General features: G+C 74.1%; 22 protein-coding genes. 6 read left to right on the plus strand and 16 right to left on the minus strand.

Translation table 11 applies throughout. From position 1 onward, the window contains the following. Positions 1-30: 30 nt before the first annotated feature. Complete coding sequence (locus AB0A97_RS05540; RefSeq protein ID WP_361144723.1) at positions 31-444, minus strand: hypothetical protein; 414 nt, start codon at positions 442-444, stop codon at positions 31-33. Between the two features lie 148 nt (positions 445-592). After that, on the minus strand, positions 593-1,750 hold the full coding sequence (locus AB0A97_RS05545; protein ID WP_361145321.1) for an ROK family transcriptional regulator: 1,158 nt from the start codon (positions 1,748-1,750) through the stop codon (positions 593-595). A 143-nt stretch (positions 1,751-1,893) separates the two neighbouring features. On the opposite strand from AB0A97_RS05545, the gene AB0A97_RS05550 reads away from it, so the two are divergent. Both AB0A97_RS05550 and AB0A97_RS05555 read left to right on the plus strand, forming a co-directional pair. Further along, positions 1,894-2,991 (plus strand): Gfo/Idh/MocA family oxidoreductase, encoded by a 1,098-nt coding sequence (locus tag AB0A97_RS05550; protein ID WP_361144726.1) that lies wholly within the window; start codon positions 1,894-1,896, stop codon positions 2,989-2,991. Next, positions 2,988-3,533, plus strand: coding sequence for a heme-degrading domain-containing protein (locus AB0A97_RS05555; protein WP_361144728.1), 546 nt, complete (start codon positions 2,988-2,990; stop codon positions 3,531-3,533). Before AB0A97_RS05550 ends, AB0A97_RS05555 begins: the two co-directional genes overlap by 4 nt. An 8-nt stretch (positions 3,534-3,541) precedes the next feature. Here the strand turns inward: AB0A97_RS05555 and AB0A97_RS05560 are convergent, their stop codons facing one another. The 5 genes from AB0A97_RS05560 to AB0A97_RS05580 form a co-directional block, all read right to left on the minus strand. Then, positions 3,542-5,401, minus strand: coding sequence for a choice-of-anchor A family protein (locus AB0A97_RS05560; RefSeq protein WP_361144730.1), 1,860 nt, complete (start codon positions 5,399-5,401; stop codon positions 3,542-3,544). A gap of 130 nt (positions 5,402-5,531) precedes the next feature. Next, complete coding sequence (locus tag AB0A97_RS05565; protein ID WP_361144733.1) at positions 5,532-6,389, minus strand: fumarylacetoacetate hydrolase family protein; 858 nt, start codon at positions 6,387-6,389, stop codon at positions 5,532-5,534. A 168-nt stretch (positions 6,390-6,557) separates the two neighbouring features. Next, complete coding sequence (locus AB0A97_RS05570; RefSeq protein ID WP_361144736.1) at positions 6,558-7,358, minus strand: membrane protein insertase YidC; 801 nt, start codon at positions 7,356-7,358, stop codon at positions 6,558-6,560. 99 nt (positions 7,359-7,457) lie between these two features. Next, the gene (locus AB0A97_RS05575; RefSeq protein ID WP_361144739.1) at positions 7,458-7,763 is read right to left on the minus strand and encodes a DUF6412 domain-containing protein; all 306 of its coding nucleotides are present in this window, start codon (positions 7,761-7,763) and stop codon (positions 7,458-7,460) included. Between the two features lie 179 nt (positions 7,764-7,942). Further along, on the minus strand, positions 7,943-9,001 hold the full coding sequence (locus AB0A97_RS05580) for a helix-turn-helix domain-containing protein (protein ID WP_361144742.1): 1,059 nt from the start codon (positions 8,999-9,001) through the stop codon (positions 7,943-7,945). A 604-nt stretch (positions 9,002-9,605) separates the two neighbouring features. On the opposite strand from AB0A97_RS05580, the gene AB0A97_RS05585 reads away from it, so the two are divergent. The 3 genes from AB0A97_RS05585 (at position 9,606) to AB0A97_RS05595 (ending at position 13,410) form a co-directional block, all read left to right on the plus strand. After that, on the plus strand, positions 9,606-10,316 hold the full coding sequence (locus AB0A97_RS05585) for a hypothetical protein (RefSeq protein ID WP_361144745.1): 711 nt from the start codon (positions 9,606-9,608) through the stop codon (positions 10,314-10,316). 130 nt (positions 10,317-10,446) lie between these two features. Further along, the gene (locus AB0A97_RS05590) at positions 10,447-12,198 is read left to right on the plus strand and encodes an NADH-ubiquinone oxidoreductase-F iron-sulfur binding region domain-containing protein (protein ID WP_361144747.1); all 1,752 of its coding nucleotides are present in this window, start codon (positions 10,447-10,449) and stop codon (positions 12,196-12,198) included. A gap of 162 nt (positions 12,199-12,360) precedes the next feature. Then, a complete protein-coding gene (locus tag AB0A97_RS05595) occupies positions 12,361-13,410 on the plus strand; it encodes an SCO0930 family lipoprotein (RefSeq protein ID WP_361144750.1) in 1,050 nt (349 codons plus the stop codon). On the opposite strand, the gene AB0A97_RS05600 is transcribed toward AB0A97_RS05595, so the two are convergent. From AB0A97_RS05600 to AB0A97_RS05620, 5 genes are all read right to left on the minus strand, one after another. Further along, the gene (locus AB0A97_RS05600; protein WP_361144752.1) at positions 13,388-14,947 is read right to left on the minus strand and encodes a sodium:solute symporter family protein; all 1,560 of its coding nucleotides are present in this window, start codon (positions 14,945-14,947) and stop codon (positions 13,388-13,390) included. The genes AB0A97_RS05595 and AB0A97_RS05600 overlap by 23 nt on opposite strands. Then, positions 14,944-15,189, minus strand: coding sequence for a DUF3311 domain-containing protein (locus tag AB0A97_RS05605; protein ID WP_361144755.1), 246 nt, complete (start codon positions 15,187-15,189; stop codon positions 14,944-14,946). Before AB0A97_RS05605 ends, AB0A97_RS05600 begins: the two co-directional genes overlap by 4 nt. Positions 15,190-15,200: 11 nt before the next feature. Next, the gene (locus tag AB0A97_RS05610) at positions 15,201-16,016 is read right to left on the minus strand and encodes a class E sortase (RefSeq protein WP_361144758.1); all 816 of its coding nucleotides are present in this window, start codon (positions 16,014-16,016) and stop codon (positions 15,201-15,203) included. A 95-nt stretch (positions 16,017-16,111) separates the two neighbouring features. Further along, on the minus strand, positions 16,112-16,792 hold the full coding sequence (locus tag AB0A97_RS05615) for a hypothetical protein (RefSeq protein ID WP_361144761.1): 681 nt from the start codon (positions 16,790-16,792) through the stop codon (positions 16,112-16,114). Positions 16,793-16,862: 70 nt separating this feature from the next. After that, the gene (locus tag AB0A97_RS05620; RefSeq protein WP_361145324.1) at positions 16,863-18,266 is read right to left on the minus strand and encodes a DUF445 domain-containing protein; all 1,404 of its coding nucleotides are present in this window, start codon (positions 18,264-18,266) and stop codon (positions 16,863-16,865) included. Between the two features lie 249 nt (positions 18,267-18,515). Between AB0A97_RS05620 and AB0A97_RS05625 the strand changes: the two genes are divergently transcribed. Beyond that, positions 18,516-19,814, plus strand: a complete 1,299-nt coding sequence (locus tag AB0A97_RS05625; protein WP_361144764.1) for an SGNH/GDSL hydrolase family protein — start codon at positions 18,516-18,518, stop codon at positions 19,812-19,814. 57 nt (positions 19,815-19,871) lie between these two features. Here AB0A97_RS05625 and AB0A97_RS05630 read toward each other — a convergent pair whose 3' ends face one another. The 4 genes from AB0A97_RS05630 to AB0A97_RS05645 form a co-directional block, all read right to left on the minus strand. Beyond that, positions 19,872-20,585: a DUF1707 domain-containing protein gene (locus AB0A97_RS05630; protein WP_361144766.1), complete on the minus strand. Its 714-nt coding sequence runs from the start codon at positions 20,583-20,585 to the stop codon at positions 19,872-19,874. Between the two features lie 17 nt (positions 20,586-20,602). Beyond that, positions 20,603-21,739 carry an ATP-binding cassette domain-containing protein gene (locus tag AB0A97_RS05635; RefSeq protein ID WP_361144768.1) on the minus strand — a complete coding sequence of 379 codons (1,137 nt, stop codon included), beginning with the start codon at positions 21,737-21,739 and terminating at the stop codon, positions 20,603-20,605. Between the two features lie 8 nt (positions 21,740-21,747). Continuing rightward, positions 21,748-22,512, minus strand: a complete 765-nt coding sequence (locus AB0A97_RS05640; RefSeq protein ID WP_361145327.1) for an ABC transporter permease — start codon at positions 22,510-22,512, stop codon at positions 21,748-21,750. A gap of 67 nt (positions 22,513-22,579) precedes the next feature. Then, complete coding sequence (locus AB0A97_RS05645) at positions 22,580-23,377, minus strand: ABC-2 family transporter protein (RefSeq protein ID WP_361144770.1); 798 nt, start codon at positions 23,375-23,377, stop codon at positions 22,580-22,582. Positions 23,378-23,598: the final 221 nt, after the last annotated feature.

The following is a 23,598-nucleotide window of genomic DNA, read 5'->3' on the forward strand; positions in this document are numbered from 1 at the left end:
GGGAGGGCGGCGGGTTCGGCGTCGGTGGCGTCAGCGTCGGCGGAGTCGGCGGGCCGCCGCCACGAGGAGCGCGCCGGCTGACAGGAGTACCAGGGCGGCGGCTCCGATGCGGGTCACTCCCGGTGAACCGGTGTCGGCGAGGTGGGGTGGAGGGCCGGGCTCGGGGACGGGGGCGAGGACGGGGGCAGGGGCGCGGGGTGAGTGGTCGGTCCGCGTCGCGGGTTCGGGGGCGGCCGCGTAGGCGGCGACTGCGGGGACGACAGCCGTGGGGGCGGGGACGGGGACGGGGACAGGCGTGCGGAAGACAGCCGTGGGGGCGTGGACCGGTGGCGTGGCGTGGGCCGGCGCGCCGGCGGCCGGGAGGGACGCGGACAGGAGGGTCGCGGACAGCACGGCCGTCGGGAGGGTGGCGCGCAGCAGTGCGCGGGGCGGACGCACGGGCATGACGGACGCTCCTGCTCGATCAGCTCAGGCGACGGGGACCACACCAGGCCGCTCGTATGACCGGTCGGTTCCGGACCTTGCCACGCGGGCCCGTCGCCGGGGCACCGACGCCCCGGTGCGGCGCGCCGATCGCCCGAATGCCGCGCGTTCAGCGCAGTCCGGCGCCCGCTGCGGCGCCGAACGGTGTCCCCGGCGCGCCGAAGAGCGGGGCCAGGACGAGGTGCGCAGCGCCGTCCGCGACCGCCCGCGCGCCGCCCCCGGCCACCGCCACGGGGACCGCGGCCGTACGGCCCTCGCCGCGCACGCGGGCCTGTTCGGCGAGGGCTTCGGCCACGCCGCGTACGTACGTGCCGGGACGCGCCAGCACCGTACGGCCGCCGAGCAGGACCCGGTCGATGTCGAGGAGTTCCACGAGGTTGGCCGCGGCGGTGCCCAGGATGCGCGCCGCCTCGGCGGGCTCGCCGCGCGCCGCCCTGTCGAGGCACAGTGCCTCGACGCAGCCGCGCTTGCCGCAGCCGCAGCGCGGCCCGTCCAGTTGCAGCACCTGGTGGCCGAACTCCCCCGCGCCGGTCCTGGCCCCCCGGTACAGCGCGCCACCGAGCACCAGGCCGGCGCCCAGGCCCGTACCGAGGTGGAGGTAGCCGAACGAGCCCCGGCCGTCCGGTTCGCGCTGGGCGAGGCCGAGCGCCGCGGCGTTGGTGTCCTTGTCGAGGACGACGGGGAGGCCGAGCCGTTCGGCGAGCGCGTCGCGCAGCGGGAAGCCGTCCCAGTCCGGGAAGCCGGTGACCCGGCGCAGCACTCCGGCCGTGTGGTCCAGCGGCCCCGGGCAGGCGGCGCCGACGCCCAGTACGCGGGGCGAGCGGGCCTCGTCCGGCAGCGCCGCGAGCTGCCTGGCGACCGTGTCGAGCACGGCGGGCGCGCCCGCGCCGAAATCGAGCGGGGCGGTGCGCTCCGCGACGGTGCGGCCCGCGAGGTCGGTGAGGACGGCGGTCAGCTCGTCGCGGTCCAGGTGCAGGCCGATCGCGTACCGGGCCTCGGGCACCAGGCACAGCACCGTACGCGGCTTGCCGCCGGTGGAGGCCCGCCGGCCCGCCTCGGCGGCCAGACCCTCGGCCCGCAGCCGGGCGGTGATCTTGCTGACGGCCTGCGGGGTCAGGCCGGTGTGCGCGGCGAGCTCCAGCCGGCTGACGCCCGCCGGTCCCGCCGACCTCAGCAGACCCAGCACCAGGGCGGTGTTGTGGCCGCGCAGGGCGGGCAGGCCGGCTCCGCCGCCGGGCGGCACGGAGGACGGGGTGGACGGCGGCACGGCAGGCGGAGTGGCGGACGGGGCGGCGACACCCGGTGGCGCGGGGGCCGGCGCGGCGCCACGTTCGGCGGGGTCGTTGCTGGTCACCCGTCCATTGTCCGCATTGCTTGCACTTTGGCAACAGCGTTGCTTAAGTGGACGGCATGAACGACTCCCCCGGCACACCCCTCCGCGTCGGCCTCATCGGCTACGGCCTGGCCGGCTCGGTCTTCCACGCCCCGCTGATCGCCGCCACCGACGGCCTGGTGCTGGACACCGTCTCCACCGGCAGCCCGGACCGACAGGCTCAGGCCCGCGCCGAACACCCGCAGGTCCGCACGGTCGCCACCCCCGACGAGGTGCTGGCCCGCGCCACCGAACTGGACCTCGTCGTCATCGCGTCCCCCAACAAGACGCACGTCGCGCTCACCGAGGCCGCGCTGCGCGCCGGCCTGCCGGTCGTCGTCGACAAGCCGCTCGCCGGGACCGCCGCCGAGGCCGACGGGCTGGCCGGCCTCGCGGACGAGCTCGGCCTGCTGCTCTCCGTCTTCCAGAACCGCCGCTGGGACAACGACTTCCGTACGGTGCGCAAGCTGCTCACCGAGGGCGCGCTCGGCGACGTGCAGCGCTTCGAGTCGCGCTTCGAACGCTGGCGGCCCGAGCCGAAGGGCGGCTGGCGCGAGTCCGGTGATCCCGCGGAGATCGGCGGGCTGCTGTACGACCTGGGCAGCCACGTCGTCGACCAGGCGCTCGCCCTGTTCGGGCCGGTCACCCTGGTCTACGCCGAGTCCGACGTACGCCGCCCGGGCGCGGAGGCCGACGACGACACGTTCCTCGCCCTCACCCACGCGAACGGCGTCCGCTCGCACCTGTGGGTCAGCGCGACCACCGCCCAGCTCGGCCCGCGCTTCCGGGTGCTGGGCAGCCGCGCGGGCTACGTGAAGTACGGCCTGGACCCGCAGGAAGCCGCCCTGCGCGAGGGGCGGCGGCCGGGCGGCGACCCGGACGGCTGGGGTACGGAACCGGAGTCGGCGTGGGGCCGCCTCGGCGCCGGGGAGTCCCCGCTGACCGGCGGCGGCGACCCCGTACCGACCCTGTCCGGTGACTATCCCGCGTACTACGCCGCCGTCGCGGAAGCACTGCGCACCGGGGGCGAGCCGCCGGTGAGCGCCAGGGAAGCGGCGGCCGCCCTGCGCGTCCTGGAAGCGGCGAAGACATCGGCGGCCGAGGGCCGCGCGGTCCGGATCGAGGAGTCGGCATGAGCGGCACGACGCAGGTGAACGGCACAGGCGGCAGCGGGGTGCTGAACGGCCTGGACGAGCGCGAGGCGGCCCGCCACCAGGTCCGCGAACTGGAGGAACAGGAGCGCCGCCTGGTCCTGGACCGCTTCGGCAACGAGGACGCCTGGCAGCTCGGCTGCCTGCTGGCGGACCTGGCGCGCGAGCGCGGCGCGGCCGTGACGGTGGACATCCGGCGCGGCGCGCAGCAGTTGTTCCACTGCGCGCTGCCGGGCACGTCGGCCGACAACGACGCGTGGATCGAGCGCAAGCGCCGCGTCGTCGAGCGGTACGCGGAGTCCTCGTACCTCGTCGGCGCCCGCTTCCGCGCCAAGGGCCGGACGTTCGAAGAATCGTCCCGTCTCGACCCGGACCGCTACGCCGCGCACGGCGGCGCCTTCCCCGTACGGCTACGCGGCACCGGAGTCGTCGGCACGGTCGCGGTCTCCGGCCTCCCCCAGGGCGACGACCACGCGCTGGTGGTCGACGCCCTGGGGCGCTACATCGAGCAGCAGCCGGCGGGCTGACCCGGAGGTCAGCCGCCGGAGCGGCGGCGGCGCGTGCGGATGATCAGTACGAGCACCGCACCGCTGACGACGGCGGCGGCTGCCGCCCCGATGAACAGCGGGTCCTGGAAGGTGCTGCTGCCGCTGTGCGCCAACTGGTCCCCGTCATCCGTCGGCCCCGGGCTGGGCACCGGACCTCCGGAGGAGGAGCCCGTGGGGGCCGGGGTGGGGCTCGGGGTGGGGGCGGTCGGTGACGGTGATGTGGTCGGCTCGGTGGTGGTCGGGGACGGTTCCGGGGTGGGGTCGGTGGGCTCCGGAGTCGGCTCGGTGGGCTCCGGGGTGGGTTCGGTCGGTGACGGTGGTGCGGTCGGCCCGGTCGGTTCCGGGGTCGGTTGCGGGGTCTGCTCCGTGGGTGACGGCGACGGCGGCCGGGTCGGCTCCGTGGGCGACGGCGTCGGCTCGGGCGGTGTCGGCCTCGGCTCGGTGGGCGACGGGGTCGGTTCGGTCGGAGTGGGCGTCGGGGACGGGCTCGGGTCCGTGGGTGCGGGGGACGGAGTCGGCTCCGTCGGCGACGGGCTCGGCTCCGTCGGCGTGGGGGAAGGCTCGTCGGTCGGTGACGGTGACGGCTCGTCCGTGGGCGACGGGCTCGGCTCCGTCGGGCTCGGTGACGGCTCGTCGGTCGGTGACGGCTCGTCCGTGGGTGACGGCGACGGCTCCGTGGGCGACGGGCTCGGCTCGGTCGGCGACGGACTCGGATCCGTCGGACTCGGCGACGGCTCCGTCGGTGTCGGAGAAGGGGTCGGCGTCGGACTCGGCGTCGGACTCGGGCTCGGGCTCGATGCGCGGCAGTCCGGCAGATCCCCGTTGAACGGGTAGTTGTGCAGCTCCGCGCCGGATGTCGAAGTGTGCACCAGCGAACCGACCGTGAAGAACCGGCCGTTCATGCCCGGTACCGAGACCGTCGTCGTGCTGCCCTGCTTGCCGACCAGCACGCTTCCCTGGAACTGCGCGCCACCCTTGAACTCCACCGTGTTCGCGTCCGGGAAGTTCCACAGCAGCCGCTCGCGGATGCCGGGCGGCTGGAGGTCGTGGCCGATGTAGGTGTTGACGGTGCGGGCGTCGCCGACCATGTTGACCAGTACGGTCGCGCCGGCCGGGATGTTCTGGAAGGTGATGCCCTGGGCGCCGCCGTTGCGGCCCGCCAGGTCGAAGTCGACGTTGAAGACCTGGAGGGCGGAGGTCCCGTCGCCGGTGAACACCGTCGAGTAGCCCTGGTTGACGGCGGTGCCGGTCGCGGGCCGCTGCCCGTCGCCGGTCCGGGCGTAGCACTGGCTGCTCGCCGTGAGGTCGGGCACCAGTCCGCGGTACGGGTCGGCGGCGCCCGGCCGCTGGTCCGACTGGGGGATCACGGTGCCGGTCAGCCTGCCTTCGTACGCGACGACGCCGTGGGTGCTGCCTTCCTCGGCGAGCAGCCGCTGGCCGGGGGCGATGGTGACGTCACCGCCCACGGTCAGGAAGTCGGAGCCGTTGGGCGGGGGCACCCGGGAGCCGACGCCGACGACCCCGACGTTGTAGACGCTGGAGCCACCGGTCTTGTTCATCCGGAAGCCGCCGAGGGTGACGATCTTGCCTTCGGCCTCGGCGGCCGAGCCGCCGACGCGGAAGTCCCCGCCGACGAAGATGTTGAGGTTCTCGTCCCGTCCGGCCACCGGTCCGTTGTTCGGATCGGAGTACGAGGGCGGGCACTGGCTCCCCAGACACGGGCCGAGGCCGCCGGGCAGCGGCGCCGCGAAGCCGAACGCCGCGAACAGGCCGAGGAGCACCGCGGCCACGGCTCCCAGCGCGGCGGCCCCCACCACATGGGTCCGTTTTGTCTTTTTTGCAGGCATAAGTGCACTATGTGCGTGAAGTGACCGGGCAGCGGGACCGCTCGCGCCCCCGTACGGCGAGTCCCCCTGTCCAGCCGACAGCCGGCCACCGGCCACCCGCCCCGGGCGGACCCGTGCGCCTGAGGCCCCGTCAGGCTCCCTTCAGCTCCTGCCGCTGCCGCCCCAGGCCGTCGATCTCCAGCTCCACCACGTCACCGGCGCGCAGGTACGGCTTGGGCTCCGGGCAGCCCATCGCCACGCCCGCCGGGGTGCCGGTGTTGATGACGTCGCCCGGGTACAGGGTCATGAACCGGCTGACGTAACGGACCACTTCGGCCACCGGGAAGATCTGCTCGGCGGTCGTGCCGTCCTGCCGCAGCGTTCCGTTGACCCACAGCCGTACGCCCAGCGCCTGCGGGTCGGGCACCTCGTCCGCCGTCACCAGCCACGGGCCCAGCGGGTTGAACGTCTCGCAGTTCTTGCCCTTGTCCCACTGGCCGCCGCGCTCGATCTGGAACTCCCGTTCGGAGACGTCGTGCGCGATCGTGTATCCGGCGACGGCGGCACGGGCCTCGTCGTCGGTCTCCAGGTAGCGCGCGGTACGGCCGATGACGACGGCCAGTTCGGCCTCCCAGTCCGTCTTCCCGCTGCCGCGCGGCACCAGCACCGTGTCGTCGGGCCCGACGACCGTGTCCGGCGCCTTCATGAAGACGATCGGCTCGGCCGGTACGGCGGCGCCGGTCTCGCGCGCGTGGTCGTGGTAGTTCAGCCCGATGCACACGATCTTGCCGATCCGGGCGACCGGCGGCCCGGTGCGCAGACCGGCCGGGTCCAGGCGCGGCAGCACACCGGCGGCGGCCGCCGTCCGTATCCGGGCGAGCGCCGGGCGGTCCCCGAGCAGCGCCCCGTCGATGTCCGTGACCAGCGACGACAGATCGCGCAGCACACCTTCCTCGTCGAGCAGCGCCGGGCGTTCCGCCCCCACCGGACCGACACGCAACAGCTTCATCGGTACAACTCCCGTGGTCGAAGGGTCGGTCCGGGAGGGCTCTCCCGGACCGGCCGATGGGGACGGCCATCGAGCGATTCGGACGATCGTCCAAGAACGGCGTCCGCTCCGCAAGACCCGGTTCACGTACTGGACCGTTACCCGGCGGTACGGTCCGGGGACGTACCGTTACCCGGCCGTACCGGCCCGGGCCGCGGCCTCCTCCCCCGCCGTACGGTCAGCGTGGCCGTCCCGGTCGCGGTCCCGGTGGAGCAGCGCCCGCTCGCACGCCGTCCACGCCGTGGTCGTCACGAGGTAGAGCGCGGCCGCCAGCGGCAGCACCGCGATGCTCACCAGCGTCCCGAAGGACAGCAGCGGCATCATCTTCGTCATGGCGGCGAGGCCGGGCACCGTACCGCTGCCGGCCGTACCCGCCCGGCCGGGGGCCGAGCCCGTCGCCGCGTTCCGCGCCATCGTCGTACGGGCCCGCCGGTAGTTCCAGGTGGCGACGGCGGCGGCCGGCGCGAACAGCGCCAGATAGACCAGCCCGTGCGGTCCGGTCGGGCCGCCGTCCGCGAGGGCCTGGGTCCAGTGCCCGCCGAGCGGCGCGCCCAGCAGCGTGTGCGTGAGCAGGCCGCTGCCGTCGCTGGTGAACAGGTGGTACATGACGAAGAAGACGGGCAGTTGCAGGAGCGCCGGCAGGCAGCCGGCCAGCGGCGAGGAGCCGGTCTCGGCGTAGAGCGCGGCGGTCTCCTCCTGCAGACGCCGCGGGTCCTTCGCGTACTTGCGGCGCAGTTCGGCCAGGCGCGGGGCGTGTGCGGAACGGGTCTTCTCGCCGCGGGCGGCGGCGCGGGCGAGCGGATGCAGTGCGGCGCGTACGCACAGGGTGAAGAGGATGATCGCGGCGGCGGTCGCCGAGGCGCCGAAGAGCGGTTCGATGAGGTCGGCGGCCTGGGACAGCCCGCTGCCCAGGGTGGCGAAGACGGACATGGGTGAGCCCTCCACGGGGTCTCGTCGTGCCGGAAGAGGAATTCGGCGTGACGAGCCGCGCGGGGCCGGTGCCTCCGCGGAGTGCGAGGGGAGAGGCGCCTACGCGGCCGTCGGGAGGGGACGGCCGGGCGCCCTGGGCCGCGGGCGGCCCGCGGCGTCGGGATCGCGTTGCGGCAGGAACGCCGTACGGCGTTCCCGGTCGCGGATGGCGGTACGGACCCGGCCCGGGGGCTCGGGCCGGGCGAGCGCGGCGGCCAGGAAGGCGCGGCACAGCAGCAGTACGGCGGCGGTGGTCGCGGCGGCGGCGAGCGTCGAGGTCAGCCCGCTCTGGGCGAGCGCGAACCCGGAGAGCAGGAAGAAGAGCGCGCCCATGTACAGCCGCCAGGCGTCGGCGAAGCGCCGCATGTGCTCCCCCTCCCCGGTCCGTACGGCTTACGCATACGCGCACGCATCGCACACGAATACGGCTTACGGCAGGCCACGGTCCGTCCGGCCTGCTTCCGCCCCAGCGTAGCGGCAGGACCGCCGGGCAGGGCGGCGGCCCCGGAGGGGAGCCCGGGGCCGCCGCGGTCACCGTGCGCCGGTCACAGCCCGTTGACCCGGGCTTCCCTGGCCATGCCCAGCGGTCGGATGGTGGAGGCGACAGCCCGTGCCCGGCGGCCGGCCCGCGAGCGGTAGCGCCGCACGTGGGCCATCAGGCGGCGGCTGCGCAGCGCCATCTCCAGTTCGAAACGGGTCCGCGGGTCGCGCAGCGCGGGGCCGAAGAGCTTCTCGATCTGCCGCAGGCGGTAGCGCACGGTCTGCGGGTGCACCTGGAGCACCCGGGCCGCTTCGGGTGCGCCGCCGCCCTCCAGCCAGGCGAGCAGGGTGACCTCCAGGCGTTCGCTCTGGCGTGGCGTCAGGTCGTCGAGGGGACTCAGCCAGCGTGCGGAGAGCGCTCTGGCCAGCGACTCGTCCTGGAGGAGGAGCAGTGCGGACAGGTGGTCGTCGACGAAGGCCGGGCGTGTGTCGGGGCCGCCGCGGCCGGGCGACAGGGCGAGCAGGGCGCGGGCCCAGCGCAGCGAGGAAGCGGCGTCACCCGCCGGTACGGCATGGCCGACCGCCGCCGCCCGGCCCTTGAGGGCGGCCTCCAGACGGGCGCGGGTCTGCGTCCCGGGGTCGGGGACGAGCAGGCAGGTGTCACCGTCGACGGTGCCGATGAGGGCGTCGCCGAGGGCGGCGGCCAGTTGAGGGGCTTCGGCGGGCGAGGCGAGCGCGACGGCCTGGACGAGGGCCGGTACGGGCCAGCCGGCGCAGCGGGCCACTTCGGAGAGGGCGACGTCGGAGACGTCCTTGGTCCCGGTGAGGGCGGCGAATATCTCGCGGCGGGCCGGCGCCATGGGGAGCGGGGTGACGACGAGATCCTTGGGCCGGTGGACGCGCTCCGCGTTTTCCTGGTAGCCGAGCGCCACCAGCATGGCCTGTTCCACGGCCCGGCGGGCCTCTTCTTCGGCACCCGTTTCCGCGAGCAGTGCGGCAAAGGCGGGAAATCCGCTCCGCAGCTCCTCGGTCATCTTCTCGGCGAGCGCCGGGAGTTCCTTTCTCAGCACGCGGGTCCATTCGCCACGGGGGCGTGACCAGATGCGGTTCAGGAGATCACACATCGCTACCTCGATCCTGGCGTGATGCGGAGGGGGGTACGGCCCTGCTGCCCGGAAGCACCGTGGGCGTCGAGCGCGTCGTGCGGCGGTGCCGCGTGCGGCGGAGCGGTGTCCGGTGGTGCTTCGAGCGGTGGTCGTGCTTGAGGGGGCACCATCCGGAGTTACCACGCGTAACTTCGATGCCGGTGCAGGAATTTGTCACAGCGCGATAAACCGGCGGACGCTCCGGCGGCGTTCCGTGATGCTGCTGCTCACCCCGGACCACCGCCTTTGGCGCACACCTTTCCGCGTCCCGGCGGGACACCGCGCATAAACAGGTGCGAATATCCCCGGCGGCCCGAACCGGGCCACCCCGCGCGCCGATACCGGCGACCGTCACCGGAACCGGCCGTGACCGATACCGGCCGTCACCCGGACCGGCAGCCGTCACCGACACCGGCGGCCGTCACCGACACCGGCAGCGGTCACCGATACCGGCGGCCGTCGTCGAAACCGGCGTGCGGCGTACGCATTTCGCCGCACGGCCACCGCTCCGAAGCGCTGCCCACACCCCTGCCCGCACCCCGCGCTTCTCCCCCGTACCCCAACTCCGCCCCAAGGAGGCCCGATGCCCGCGTCCCGACTGCGGACCGCCCTGCGCCCGGCACTGCCCGCCGTCGTGCTGCTCTTCCTCGCCGTGGCCACCCAGGCCGGCGCCCCTCGGCGGGTGCTCGACTTCCTGGACTTCGGCGCGGGCGTCCTCGCGCTGGTCTCGCTCACCGGCACCGTGCTGTGGGGCCTGGCCGCCACCGACCGGCTGCTGCTGCATTCCGGCCACCGGCTGATCGCGCAGGCCGTGCACCGCGGCACCGGCGTCGCGGGGCTGGGCTTCCTCGCCCTGCACATCGGGGTGAAGATCGCCCGCGGCCGGGTGGGCGGCACGGCCGCCGTGGTGCCGTTCGCCGACGGCGGGCGGCCGCTGCTCATCGGGCTCGGCGCCCTGGCCGGCTATCTCTTCCTCGCGGCGGCGGTGACGGGCGCGGTGCGCGGCGCGTTCACCTCGCGCCGCGGGTCGCGGTGGTGGCGGGTGCTGCACATGGGCGCGTACGTGGCCTGGTGCGCGGCGCTGGTGCACGGGCTGAAGTCGGGGCGCGCGGCCTCCGGTTGGGTGACCACCGGATACCTGCTGTGCGTCGCCGGGGTCGCGGTGGTGCTCGTACTGCGGCTGCGGGCGCCGCGGCGGGTCAGGATTCCGTACAACCCGACGCCGGGCGCTGATTCCGGCGGGGCCCGGGCCCCGGACCGGGCGGCGCGGCACTCCCGTGGTGGCCGTCCATGACGTACGGCTGCGGGCGAAGAATGCGCCGGTATGGCCGGTATGGCGGCGGGGTGCGGCCGGTGCGCCTACGGGGGCGGCTCTTGTGGTCCCCCGGATACCTCAACGTGTCGCAGGACGATAGGAGTTCCCCATGACGCTCTTGGTGTCGGCAGCCGCTGTTCCGCTGCCTGGCTCCGGTGGCGGCCCCGGCGGTGGGCATGTGCCCGCCGTCGACCCCGTCTCCACCGGCCCAGCCCCCGTCGGCCCCGTCCCCGCCGCGCCCGGTCCGGTCGTTCCCGGCCTGGCCGTGTTCGAGGCGCCTCGACTGCTGGCCGGGCTGGTCGAGCTGGACGGGTTGGGCGTGGTGGAAGGGCTGGACGGGGTGGACGGGCTGGCCGGAGCGGGCAGGGTGGCCGGAGCGGGCAGGGTGGAGCGCCTGGGGCGGGTGGCGCACCTTGCCCGGCACGGCAGCCCGCCCGATCTGTCCGCGAGCGAGCTGGTGGCGCTGGCCGAGGACACCGGTCTGCGCGGCCGTGGCGGCGCGGGCTTCCCCTTCGCGCGCAAGCTGCGCGCCGTCCTGGCAGGCGGCCGCCGTACGGGAGGGCGGGTCGCGGTGGTCGTCAACGGCAGTGAGGGCGAGCCCGGTTGCCTCAAGGACACGGCTCTTCTGCTGTTCGCGCCGCACCTGGTGCTGGACGGCGCGCTGCTGGCCGCGCGGGCGCTCGGCGCCGAGGAGGTCGCGGTCGGGGTGACCCGCGCGGACGTGGCCCGGTCGGTACGCCGGGCGATCGCCGAACGGGGCCCGCTGTCCACACCGGTACGTGCCGAACTGCTGCCGGAGCGTTTCGTGACGGGCGAGGGCACCGCACTCACCGACGGCCTCGGCCGGGGCCCCGGCCTGCCCTCGGGCCGCAGGGTCCGCTCCAGCGAACGCGGCCTGCACGGCCTGCCCACCCTGCTCTCCAACACCGAGACGTACGCCCAGCTCGCCGTCGCCGCGCGGCTGGGCGCCCTGGGCTACCGCGCCACGGGCGACCCGGCCGAACCCGGCACCGTCCTGCTGACCGTGGCCGGCCACCGGGTCGTGGAAGCGCCCACGGGGGTGCCGCTCGCCCGCGTCCTGGCCCGGTGCGGCCTCGGCCCCGGCCAGGGCGTCCTGATCGGCGGCTACCACGGCACCTGGCTGTCACCGTCCGCCGCCGGTACGGCCCTCCTCAGCCGCGACGACCTGGCCGCGCACGGCTCGGTGCTCGGCGCGGGGGCGGTGCTGCCGCTGCCGGAAGGGACCTGCCCGGCAGGAGAGACCGTGCGGGTCGCGCGCTGGATGGCCGCCGAATCCGCTGGACAGTGCGGGCCCTGTGTACTGGGCCTGCCCGCACTCGCCGACTCGCTCGGCCGAGCAGTCGGCGGTGGCGGACAGCGCGCGCTGGACGCCGTACGGGACCGGATGCGGGCCGTGGAACGACGCGGCGCGTGCAGTCATCCTGACGGCACCGCCCGTTTCATCGCCTCGGCGCTGGCCGCCTTCCCCGACGAGTTCGCCAGGCATGCCGACGGAGCCGGGTGCGGCCGCCCGGTGCTCGGCGCGCTGCCGGTCCCCGGCCCGGCGGCGCACGGCATCGGCAGCGCCCCGGAGACCGGTGACGGACCGCACTCCGGCGCCCAAGCCGACACGGTCACCGCCGCCCGGCCCCCCGCGCCCGAGCAGCGGCTGCTCGTCGACTGGACGCTGTGCCAGGGCCACGGCCTGTGCGCCGACCTCGTGCCCGGCATGGTCCGGCTGGGGCCCGACGGCTACCCGGAGCGGGCCACGATGCCGCTGCCCGCCCGGATGCGCCGCCGCGCGCAGCTCGCGGTACGGCGCTGCCCGGCGCTCGCCCTGCGCGTCCAAGGCGGCGAATGACCCGTACGGCCACCGAAGGGCCATCGAACGTCCCCTGTACGGAGGCCACTTGCGCCCGTTTTTCGTCCGCCGATGACAACTTCCGCCCCGCCTGAACACCCGCTTCCCCTCCCGCGTACCCCCGCAGACAACCCTCCCCGGCACCCCTCCAAGGAGACGACGATGAGCCCGCAGCCCCACCCGCACACCGGCCACCCCCGCCCCGCTGCCCACCCGCGCCCCGACACCCAGCGCCGCCACACCGCCCTGGCGGTGACGGCCGCCGCCGTCATGGCGCTCACCACCGCCTGCGGCTCCGGTGACCGCACCGACGCCGCCCCCGTGGCCAACGGCAAAGCGCAGGCGGGCAGCGGCAGTTCCACCGACTACGGCTCGGGCGGCAGCGGTTACGGTGCCGACAGCGGCGCGGGCAAGGGCCAGGCCGGCGGCGACGGCTACGGCTCGACGGGCGACAGCAACCGTCCCGCGGCCCAGGGCGAGCCCGCCCGGACCCTCGCGCTGCGCCAGTCCCCCCAGCTCGGCCCGGTCGTCACCGACAGCAAGGGCAAGGCGCTCTACCGCTTCGACAAGGACACCGCCAAGCCGCCGAACTCCGCCTGCTCCGGCGCCTGCGCGACCACCTGGCCCCCGGTGCCCGCCGACGACGTCACCGCCGCCTCCGGCATGGCAGCGAGCGCCCTCGGCTCGGTCACCCGCGCCGACGGCACCCAGCAGCTCACCATCGACGGCTGGCCCGCCTACCGCTACGCCAAGGACACCGCCCCCGGCGACACCAAGGGCCACGGCGTCGGCGGCACCTGGAACGCGTTCGCCCCCGACGGCAAGAAGGCCACCGCCGGACCGGCCGCCGACGTCTCCGTCTTCGACCAGCCCAAGCTCGGCAAGCTGCTCGTCGACAAAGAGGGCCGTACGGTCTACCGCTTCGACAAGGACAGCGCCTGGCCGATGAAGTTCGGCTGCAACGGCGCCTGCCTGGACACCTGGAAACCCGTCGGACCGGCCGACAAGAGCAAGCTCGAAGGCATCCCCGAGAAGCTGATCAGCACCGTCACGCGGCCCGACGGCACCCAGCAGCTCGCGGTCGACTGCTGGCCGGTCTACACCTTCAGCGGCGACAAGCAGCCCGGGGACGTGAACGGGCAGGGCAAGATGGGCACCTGGTTCGCCGTCTCCCCCGAGGGCAAGAAGATCACCTCGCCGGCGACGGGCTGACGCCGGCGGCGCCGCCTCCCGACGCGCCGTCCCCCGGCGCGACGGCCGCGCCCGGACCGTCCTCGGGGTCCAGGTCCGACGCCAGCACCTCGGCGTCCGGCCGGTCGTCCACGGGCCGCGGGCCCAGCCAGGTCACCGCGAGCGCCACCACCAGGTTCACCGCGAGCGCCACGATCCCCGCGTTCATGCCCCACACCGGGTCGTGTTCGGTGAAGACCAGCCCGCAGACCACCACGAGGCCCACGAGCAGACCGCTGACGGCTCCGTACAGCGTCAGCCGCCGCCACACCAGCCCCAGCAGGATCATCGGTACCAGTTGCGCCATCCCCTCGTACGAGATGAGCGAGAGGCGTACGAGGGTGTTCGGCGCGGTGTACGTCAGCAGCAGCGCCAGCGCGCCCGCCGCCACGACGACCACCTGGGACCACAGCTTCTGGCGGTTCGCCAGGCGGGGCACCGCACCCAGCACGCTCCTCCCCCACATCGTGCCGATGACCAGCATGAACACGGCCATCGGCACGATGGAGGAGAGCGCCGCGGCGACGCCGGTGACGCCCACCAGCCAGGCCGGCAGCGAGTCCACCACCAGCTTGAACAGCGCCAGGTTGGAGTCCGCGCCGGTCAGCCCCGGCACCACGAACAGCGCCGCCATCCCCAGCAGCATCGGCACGAACAGCAGCACGTTGTAGAACGGCAGCAGCACCGCGTTGCGCCGCAGCGCGTCGGCGTTGCGCGCGCCCAGATAGCCCGCGACGGTCGTCGGGAAGATGACGACGGTCAGCGAGTTCAGGAGGGAGGTGGTGATGAACCAGCCCTGGCCCAGGCCGCCCGACGCGTGTCCCGGGAAGGTCAGCCACTGCGGCTTCTCGGCGACGATCCGGTCCAGGAAGGGCCCGTACCCGTCGAAGTAGTGCAGCGGTACGTACACGGCGAGGAACGCCAGCGTCGCGATCACCAGGATGTCCTTGAGGACCGACACCCAGGCGCTGCCGCGCAACCCGCTGACCACGACGAAGAGGGTGGTCACCGCGAAGCCGATGAAGTAGGCCCGGTTCAGGCTGATCGCACCGTAGGAGATGGTCGTCACGACCACACCCATGCCGGTGATCTGGAGCTGGATGTACGGCAGCAGGCAGACGGTGGCGAGGATCGCCACGGCCGTACCGAGCCAGCGCCGCCCGTAGCGGTGCGCGACCAGGTCGGTGATGCCGACCAGGCCGTGCCGGCGGGCGTACGACCAGAGCATCGGGCCGACGACGAAGCCGAGCGCGTAGCCGCAGGACATGTAGGCGAGGACGTAGAGGACCGGGGCGCCGAAGTTGTAGCCCCAGCCCGCCGCGCCCAGGTAGCTGAAGCTGGTGTAGCTCTCGCCCGCCATCAGCACCCAGATGAAGACCGTGCCGAGGCTGCGGCCGCCCACCGACCATTCGGCGAGCCCGCCCTCGCGGCGCCCGCCGCCGCGGACCGCCAGCAGGCCCAGGGCCAGCGTCAGCACCATGAACGCCGCGAAGATGGAGGTGGCGATGGTCGCGTTCATGCCGCGCTCCCCTCTCCGGCCGGCGCGCCCGCTCGCCCGGCGGCCCGCCGCGCGGCCCGTTTCCGGTCGCCGCGCCAGGCCAGCCACACCGACAGCGGCGTCAGCAGGGTCGCGAGCAGCATCCAGAAGACGAGGAAGGGCAGTCCGAACACGGTCGGCGTCACACGGTTCACCAGCGGCAGCACACCGAGGTAGAGCACGTGAGGGACCAGGAGCCACAGCAGCGTGGGACGTTTCAGCACAGCGGAAGAGCCTATCGGGGCACCGCGCCCGTCAGTCGGCCCCACACCACCAGCCGGTACGCCGAGGAGTACTCGGGGGTGCAGGTCGTCAGCGTCAGGTAGGAGCCGGGCTCGGTGTAGCGCAGGGACGGGTGGGCGGTGCTGTACGGGACGGGGGCGACGACGGTGCCGTCGGAGGGCGTGGTGCGTGGCACGGTCCGGTCGACCGCGTACGTGTAGCGGGCGGCCGCGGTGACCACCTCCACCGTGTCGCCGGGCCGCAGCCGGTTCAGGAAGCGGAACGGTTCGCCGTGCGTGTTGCGGTGCCCGGCGAGCGCGAAGTTGCCCGTCTCACCGGGCTGCGCGGTGTGCGCGTAGTGACCGGCGTAGCCCTTGTTCAGGACGGCGGACCTGCCGGTCCCCTCGGCGACGGGGACGGTCAGGCCGAGACGCGGGATGCGCAGGACCGCGTACGCGGCGTCCCGGCGCGGGCGCGGCGGCGGGACCTGCTCCAGGGTGCCGCGGGACTCCTGCCGCATACGGTCCCCGTGCCGCTCGGGCGCGGTGGAGGCGGCCGGGCCGGGCGACGGTCCGGCGGGCGGCGTTCCGGTGGCGGGTGTTCCGGCGGACGGCGGGAACTGCGCGTCCCACTGCCGTTCCAGCCGCGCCACCTGGTCGCGCGCGCTCGCCTGCGCCTGCCGGTTCGTCCAGTACAACTGGTGCACGACCAGCAGCAGGACGAGCACGCCGAACGTCACCGCCAGCTCCGCGCCCGCCCACACCACCCGTACGGCGCGCGGCCGTCGCCGCCGCTGCCCCTGCACCACCACCGGTACCCGCTCGCGCACGCGCTGCACGGTAGGGCCTGCGGCGGGAGACTTCCATAGGCGGCGCTGCCCGAGGCGGGGCCAGGACCGGCTTCGGGGCCGGTCCCTCGGCGTCGTCAGGAGCGCTGGTCGAGGTGATCGGCCCCGTTGTCCACCCGTGCGGCAGGAGCCACCCGAACGGCCTCGATCAGGTCGCTGCCGACGAGGCGTTCGGCGAGCGCTTCCGAGCACGCCACATACGTGGAGCACAGGTCCCAGTCGCACGCGACCACCCAGCCGCGGTCCTCGGGCCACCAGTGCTCCGGCCCCGCGTACTCCTCCCCCGTGCGGGCCCGCACGGCTTCCAGGCCGGAGAGCGACGACGTCCAGACGAGGGTGTCCTCGCCGCGGAGCTCTCTGGCCAGCTCATAGCTGTAGAAGACCCGCTGGTCCGCCGCCGTGGCTGCCGAGAGGATTTCCACGAGTCCCTGACGCGTGGCCGGGTCGGGTTCCCCGTCGAAAACCTCCCACTGCTCCCCGACCGGCGGGCTGAGCACCTCCCGCCGCACGGCTCCGCCCATCAGCTCACCGTGGAAGTGCGCGCCGGAAGCCGCCGCCATCTCCCGCCACGTCCTGCGCAGTCCGGGTATTTCCTCCAGCGTCCAGGTGTGGAAGACGCGTACGTACGCCGGGTAGCCCTCGGGGACGAGTTCGGTGACGACATGCCGCCCTGCGTCGGTGCCAGGGGTCAGCCGCTCGTGCAGCCACCGCAGTGCCCGCTCCGGGTCCGGTACAGCCAGGATGTCGTCGTCCGTCACCTCCTCATTTTCCCCGTACGCCCAGGTTCCTCGCGTACGGGGTGGCTCCAGAGCCCTGTACCGAGCCGCCCTACCCCCCGAGCAACCGCGACACCGCGTAGATGCACAGGCCGGCGAGGGCGCCGACGACCGTGCCGTTGATCCGGATGAACTGGAGGTCGCGCCCGATGTGCGCCTCGATCTTCTTCGAGGTGTGGTCGGCGTCCCAGCTCGCGACGGTGTCGGTGATCAGCGACGTGATCTCGGCGCGGTACGTCGTCACGACGTAGACCGCGGCGCCCTCCAGCCAGCCGTCGACCTTGTTCTGGAGCCGCCCGTCACGGGCCAGCCGTTGGCCCAGCGACAGCAGCGCCGACCGGGTGCGCTGCCGCAGCTCGCTGTTCTCGTCCTCGGCGGCCGCCACGATCATGGTGCGTACGGAGCCCCACGCGGAGGCGATCAGATCCTGCACCTCGCCGCGCCCCAGCACCTCCGACTTCAGGCGCTCCACCCGCTCCCGGGTGTCGGTGTCGGACTGGAGGTCGCCCGCGAAGTCCTTGAGAAAACGGTCCACCGCGCCGCGCGCCGGGTGCTCGGGCATGTCCCGCATCTCGGTGACGAACCGCAGCAGCTCCTTGTAGACCCGCTCGCCGACCTTGCGGTCCACGAAGCGCGGCGTCCAGCCGGGGGCGCCGCCGGAGACCGCCGTCATCACCGAGTCGCCGTGCGAGGTCAGCCAGTCGTGCGCCCGTACGCAGACCAGGTCCACGACCCGGCGGTGCCCGCCGTCCGCGACCACCTTCTCCAGCATCTTGCCGAGGCCCGGCGCGACCTCCTGCGCGTCGGCGCGGCGGGTGATCGCCTCGCCGACCACCGCCTGCACGTCGGAGTCGCGCAGCACGGTCAGCGCGCCGCGCAGCGCGGTGGACAGCTCCGCCGTCACCCGGTCGGCGTTCTTCGGTTCGGCGAGCCAGGCGCCCAGCCGCCGGCCGATGCCGACCTTGCGCAGCCGCTGCCGTACGACGTCGCCGGACAGGAAGTTCTCGCCGACGAACTCGCCGAGGCTCACCCCGAGCTGGTCCTTCTTCGTCGGGATGATCGCGGTGTGCGGGATGGGCAGCCCCAGCGGCCGCTTGAACAGGGCGGTGACCGCGAACCAGTCGGCCAGCGCGCCGACCATGCCCGCCTCGGCCGCCGCCGCCACATACCCCGCCCAGCCGCCCGCGCCGGCCGCCTTCGCCCAGGTGGCCAGGGCGTACACCAGGGCCACCCCGAGCAGCAGACCGGTCGCGAGGGTCTTCATGCGCCGTACGCCGCGCCGCTTCTCCGCGTCCGCGGGGCTGTCCCCGGGGCTGTGCGGGAAGCCGCCGGGCGGTACCGGGCCGCGGAACCGGCCCGTGCCCGCGCGCCCGCCGTCCGGCGGTGTCCCGCCCGCTCCCGCGGCCGTATCCGCCCCGGGGACCACGTCCGTCTTCGTCCGTTCCATCCGCTCCACCCGCTCGAACCCGTCAGCACCGTACGTACAGGCATCTGCCCTGTTTCCTGCCGGCCGTGCGTTCAACTGTGTCCTACTCCTGAGGCGAACCACGAGTTCCCCCGCGCGCCGCCAGGGCGCCACCCGGGCCGCCCGGACCGCGTGGCAGCATGAATGACCCGACCGGACCACGACGCCGCCGCTGATCACACGCTGCCCTGTGCCCGCCCGGAGCACGCCGCTCCGCCTGCCGTAGGAGACGGTGCCCGCATGTCGACTCCAGTGGGCCGCCCCTTGCCCTTGCTCGCCGGTCTGGCGGCACTGCTGGCGCTCGCCGCCGCCGCGGTGCTCCTCGGCTCCGGCGGTGGCGGTACCCAGGACCCCGCGGGAGACGACCGCCCGCCCGCGGCGGAACGGTGGACCGGTACGTGGTCGGCGGCCGCCGCGGCCGCCGAACCCGGCACGTCCGACGGCTACGCGAACACCTCGCTGCGCAACGTGGTGCACACCAGCATCGGCGGCACCAGCGCCCGTATCCAGCTCTCCAACCTCTACGGCACCCGCCCGCTGTCCGTCGGGCACGCCACCCTCGCCCGCGCCCTCGCACCCGGCGGCCCGGCGGCCACGCCCGGCACCATGCGCCGGCTGACCTTCTCCGGACGGCCCGCGGTGACCGTACCGGCGGGCGGCGCCGTCACCAGCGACCCGGTCCGGCTGACCGTGCCGCCCGCCGCCGACCTGCTGGTCACCACCTACTCCCCGGCCCCCTCCGGGCCCGTCACCTACCACCCGCACGCCCGCCAGACGTCCTACCTGACACGCGGCGACCACGCCGCGGACACCGCCGGCGGCGCCTACACCGAGAAGGTCACCGCCTGGCGCTACCTGACCGGTGTGGACGTCCGCGGCCCGCACACCGACGGCGCCGTCGTGGCCGTCGGCGACTCGATCACCGACGGCAACACCTCCACCCCGGACGCCAACCACCGCTGGCCGGACTTCCTCGCCGCCCGGCTGCGCACCGAGCCCGGCGCGCCCCGCTACGGCGTCCTCAACCAGGGCATCAGCGGCAACCGCCTGCTGACCGACAGCAACCGCTGGTCGGTCAGCGGCGGGCCGAGCGTGCTGTCCCGGCTGGAGCGCGACGTGCTGTCGCGTGCGGGGGTGCGGGCCGTCGTCGTCGAGATCGGCCTCAACGACCTGTTCAAGTCACCGCGCCGCCTCGACGCGGAGGAACTGGCGGACGGGATGCGGGAGATCGTGCGCCGGGCAGCGGCCCAGGACATCCGGGTCGTCGGCAGCACGCTCACCCCGTTCGGCGGCCACCGCGGCCACCGGCCGGAGCTCGACGCCGTACGCCGGGCCCTCAACGCGAAGATCCGCGCCGGGGAGATCTACGAGCAGTACGCCGACTTCGACCAGGCGCTGCGCGACCCGCACCACCCGCTGCGGATGCGGCCCGCCTACGACTCGGGCGACCATCTGCACCCGAGCGACGCCGGCTACCGGGCCATGGCCGACGCGGTCGGCCTGCGGCAGCTCGAGGGAGCGGTGCGGGCGGCACGGTGAGGAGGCCCGGGGGCGCGGAGACCGCTGAGACAGCGGCACCGGCGCCCGCGCACGCCGTCAGCCCAGCTCCTTGCGCCGGCGCTCCGACACCTCGTTCCCGCGCGCGTCCCCCGGAAGCGCCGACTCCGCGCGCCGCTCGCGCTCCAGCCTGATCCGCTGCTTCTCCAGCTTGGAGAGCCTGCGCCGGACACCGACACCGCCCATCATCGCGAACCCGGTGATCTTCACCCGCGGCGCGCCCGGCTCCCCCGGCTCGCCGTCACCGTTGTCGAAGCCGCCCATGAAACCCCAGCCGGTCACCTGCACCTCGACGCCCGGCGGCACCACGACATCGATGCCGCCCATGAGCGCGAAGCAGCGCACCGTGACCTCGCCGGCTTCGAAGTGCGCGTCGCGCAGGTCGATCTCGCCGCCCGCCTGGAACACCCCGGCGGTGAACGTGCGCGGCGCCGTCCAGCGCCCCTTGCGCGAGAAGCCGCTCCAGAAGGCGAAGGCCCCGCGGGAGGACGGCTCGCCGCCGATCCGCTCCCGCCAGGCGGCCGCCCCGGACCCGGCGGCCCGGGTGTCCGGCACCCCGCCGTCGAACGTCTGCGGCAGGTCGGCGACCAGCGGCCGCAGCGCACCGACCGTACGCGCCTCGTACGTCGCGGTCAGCCGCTCCTCGAACTCCTCCATCGCCAGCCGCCCTTCGGCGAGGGCGTCGCGCAGGATCCCGGCGATCCGGTCACGGTCGGCGTCCGAGGCGCGCAGATCGGGGAGTTCGTCAGTCATACGGACAGATTAATGCCTCATGGCGTCGCGTTGTCCGCGTACATCCGGGAGATGACGTCCTCGATGTCCGGTTCCCGCACCGACAGGTCGACCAGCGGATACCGCTCCACCACCGCCGAGACGACCGGCGCCGCGCTCTGCGCCGCCGGGAACGCCAGCCACTGCCGCGGGCCTTCGACCTTGACCGTACGGGCGCCGGGCACCCCCTCGATCGGCGGAAGCTCCCGTTCCAGGTCCACCACCAGCGTCCGTTCGCTGCGTCCCACGGCGTGCAGCCCGTCCAGGCCGCCGTCGTACACCAGCCGCCCGTGGTCGATGACCATCACCCGGCGGCACAACTGCTCGATGTCGGTGAGGTCGTGCGTGGTCAGCAGGACGGTGGTGCCCCGTTCCGCGTTCACCTCGCGCAGGAAGCCGCGGACCTTCGCCTTGCTGATGACGTCCAGGCCGATGGTCGGCTCGTCGAGGTAGAGCACCTCCGGGTCGTGCAGCAGCGCCGCCGCGATGTCGCCACGCATCCGCTGGCCCAGCGAGAGCTGCCGCACCGGGACCGGCAACAGTGCCGCCAGGTCGAGCAGTTCGACACAGCGCTCCAGGTTCCGGCGGTAGGCACTCTCCGGAATCCGGTACATCCGCCGCACCAGCTCGTAGGAGTCCCGCAGCGGCAGGTCCCACCACAGCGTCGTCCGCTGCCCGAAGACCACCCCGACCCGGCGCGCGAGCCGGGTCCGCTCCCGCGCCGGGTCGATGCCCGCCACCCGCAGCCGCCCGCCGCTGGGCACCAGGATGCCGGTGAGCATCTTGACGGTGGTGGACTTGCCCGCGCCGTTCGGGCCGATGTAGCCGACCATCGCGCCGCGCGGCACCCGGAAGCTGATGCCGTCGACGGCCCGCACCTCCTCGCGCACCCGCCGCAGCCGCCCCGCCTTGCGCCGTACGTGGAAGACCTTCTCGACGCCGTCCAGTTCGATGAAACCGGGCTCCCCGCCGGACGGCCCGGGGTCGTGCGCCGGCCCGGCCCGCCGCTGCTGCCGCGCCGCGACGTCCCCGTCCTTCTCCGGACTGCGCGCCGCGGCCCCGGCCTCTGCCGGGCCGCGCTCCGCAGCGCCGGACTCCTCCGGGCCGCGCACCGTATCCCCCGTACCGCTCCGCATACCGTCCCTCAACTCCCCGTGCTGCGATAGTTGCGCAGGCCCGCCCGCCAGGCCAGCCAGGCCGGCCCGCACATCGCCGCCGCGACCGCGGGCCCCAGGAAGTCCACCCAGCCCGGCAGGCCCAGCGGATCGTCGCGGCCCAGCAGGCGCAGCGCGGGCAGCCAGTTGACGAAGGCGAGCGGGACGACGAAGGTGACGCCGCGCACCAGGTCCTCGGCGAAGACGGTGGGCGGGTACTGGAGCATCGTCGTGCCGCCGTACGTGAACGAGTTCTGCACCTCGGCGGCGTCCTGCGCGACGAACTGGAACGCAGCCCCGATGGTGAAGACCGCCCCGAAGATCACCGCGCCGCACAGCAGCATCACCGGTACCAGCAACACCTTGCCCGGCGTCCAGTCCACCTCCAGCCGGGTCAGCGACCAGCCCAGCACCAGCGCCGACTGCACGATCCGGCCGAGCCGGCGCAACGCGAAACGGTCCGCGGCGACCTGCGCGAACACCGGTACGGGCCGCACCAGCAGGACGTCCATCGTGCCGTCCCTGACCCGCACGCCGAGCCGGTCCATGCTGCCCAGCACCAGGTCCGCCAGGCCGAGCGCCGCGCCGGACGTGCCGTACAGGAACGCCACCTCGGGCAGCGAAAAGCCGCCGAGGGCCGTGACGTGGGAAAACATCAGCAGGATCGCGAGAAAGTCCAGCCCGGTGGCGGCGAAGTTGCCGAGCGCCGTCAGCAGGAAGGACATCCGGTAGGCGAGCGTGGAACGTATCCACATCGCCGCGATCAGGCCGTACGCCCGCAGGCCCTCGGACAGCCGCGAGCGGTGGGTCCACGTACCTTCCTCAGCCACCCTGCACCACGACCTTCCGCGTCGCCACGGACTGCACCAGCCGCCCCGCCGCCAGCAGCACCACCGCCCACCCGGCCTGGAAGGCCAGCGCCCGCGCCACCCCCGCGCCGCCGTGCACCCCGAGCAGCACGTCGGCCGGCACCTGGAGCATCGAGGACCACGGCAGCAGCCGGACGGCCTCGCCGAACCCGCCGGGGAAGACGTTCAGCGGCAGCACCATCCCGGAGAAGAACAGACACATCAGCCCGGCGACCATCGCCACGCCCGCGCCGTCCAGCAGCCAGAACGACGTCAGCGCCACCAGATAGCGCAGCGCGAAGCCGACCACCACACCCAGCGCCACCGACACCAGGAACAGCAGCCAGGTCACCGGCGAGGCGGGCAGCGCCGACGGAAAGACCAGCGTGCCCACCGCCATCGGCACCAGGCCCCGGCCGAGCAGTTGGAAGGCGGCCCGCCCGAGGTCCGCGGCCAGCCACCAGAGCTGGAGGTCGGCGGGCCGGTACAGGTCGACGGCGATGTCCCCGCTGCGGATGCGCTCCTGCAGCTCGTCCATGCCGCCGCCGATGAGCAGCCCGGTGGCCGCCAGCAGCGTCTGCCCGGTCCACACGAAGGTCAGGGCCTGCGGCAGGTCGTAGCCGCCCAGGTGGGGGCGCTCGGTCCACAGGGCGATGTAGGTGTAGGCGAGGATGAACCCGAAGACGGTGTTGGTGAAGACGCCGGAGGCGGTGGCGATACGGTAGGTGGCATAGCGCCGGAAGCTGCCCGCCGCGACGGCTGCGTACAACACGTCCGGCGCCTCCCGTTCCTGACGGCACGCCACCTTCGGGCGCGAAGCACCGGAGCCTAGTGCGGCGCGCGGGGGCCCGGCCACGCATTTATTCACCCGTTCCGGTGAGTCTTTCGACCCGTTCGGCCGGTCACGGAGCGGTCACAGGTGCGCGCCGCCCCTCGTGGGTGAAGGGCTTGATGCGAGAGTTTCGTATCGGGCGACAGTTCCTTTTCCGGCTT

The organism is Streptomyces sp. NPDC045470, assembly GCF_040646595.1.
In the GTDB taxonomy this organism is placed as follows: domain Bacteria; phylum Actinomycetota; class Actinomycetes; order Streptomycetales; family Streptomycetaceae; genus Streptomyces.

Coding starts and splice junctions, on each gene's coding strand:
- AB0A97_RS05600 (WP_361144752.1), bottom strand. CDS start 14,947: ATGAACGCGACCATCGCCACCTCCATCTTCGCGGCGTTCATGGTGCTG.
- AB0A97_RS05635 (WP_361144768.1), bottom strand. CDS start 21,739: ATGCGGAGCGGTACGGGGGATACGGTGCGCGGCCCGGAGGAGTCCGGC.
- AB0A97_RS05575 (WP_361144739.1), bottom strand. CDS start 7,763: ATGCGGCGCTTCGCCGACGCCTGGCGGCTGTACATGGGCGCGCTCTTC.
- AB0A97_RS05590 (WP_361144747.1), top strand. CDS start 10,447: ATGACGCTCTTGGTGTCGGCAGCCGCTGTTCCGCTGCCTGGCTCCGGT.
- AB0A97_RS05640 (WP_361145327.1), bottom strand. CDS start 22,512: ATGTGGATACGTTCCACGCTCGCCTACCGGATGTCCTTCCTGCTGACG.
- AB0A97_RS05570 (WP_361144736.1), bottom strand. CDS start 7,358: ATGTCCGTCTTCGCCACCCTGGGCAGCGGGCTGTCCCAGGCCGCCGAC.
- AB0A97_RS05585 (WP_361144745.1), top strand. CDS start 9,606: ATGCCCGCGTCCCGACTGCGGACCGCCCTGCGCCCGGCACTGCCCGCC.
- AB0A97_RS05555 (WP_361144728.1), top strand. CDS start 2,988: ATGAGCGGCACGACGCAGGTGAACGGCACAGGCGGCAGCGGGGTGCTG.
- AB0A97_RS05540 (WP_361144723.1), bottom strand. CDS start 444: ATGCCCGTGCGTCCGCCCCGCGCACTGCTGCGCGCCACCCTCCCGACG.
- AB0A97_RS05565 (WP_361144733.1), bottom strand. CDS start 6,389: ATGAAGCTGTTGCGTGTCGGTCCGGTGGGGGCGGAACGCCCGGCGCTG.
- AB0A97_RS05560 (WP_361144730.1), bottom strand. CDS start 5,401: ATGCCTGCAAAAAAGACAAAACGGACCCATGTGGTGGGGGCCGCCGCG.
- AB0A97_RS05625 (WP_361144764.1), top strand. CDS start 18,516: ATGTCGACTCCAGTGGGCCGCCCCTTGCCCTTGCTCGCCGGTCTGGCG.
- AB0A97_RS05595 (WP_361144750.1), top strand. CDS start 12,361: ATGAGCCCGCAGCCCCACCCGCACACCGGCCACCCCCGCCCCGCTGCC.
- AB0A97_RS05630 (WP_361144766.1), bottom strand. CDS start 20,585: ATGACTGACGAACTCCCCGATCTGCGCGCCTCGGACGCCGACCGTGAC.
- AB0A97_RS05550 (WP_361144726.1), top strand. CDS start 1,894: ATGAACGACTCCCCCGGCACACCCCTCCGCGTCGGCCTCATCGGCTAC.
- AB0A97_RS05580 (WP_361144742.1), bottom strand. CDS start 9,001: ATGTGTGATCTCCTGAACCGCATCTGGTCACGCCCCCGTGGCGAATGG.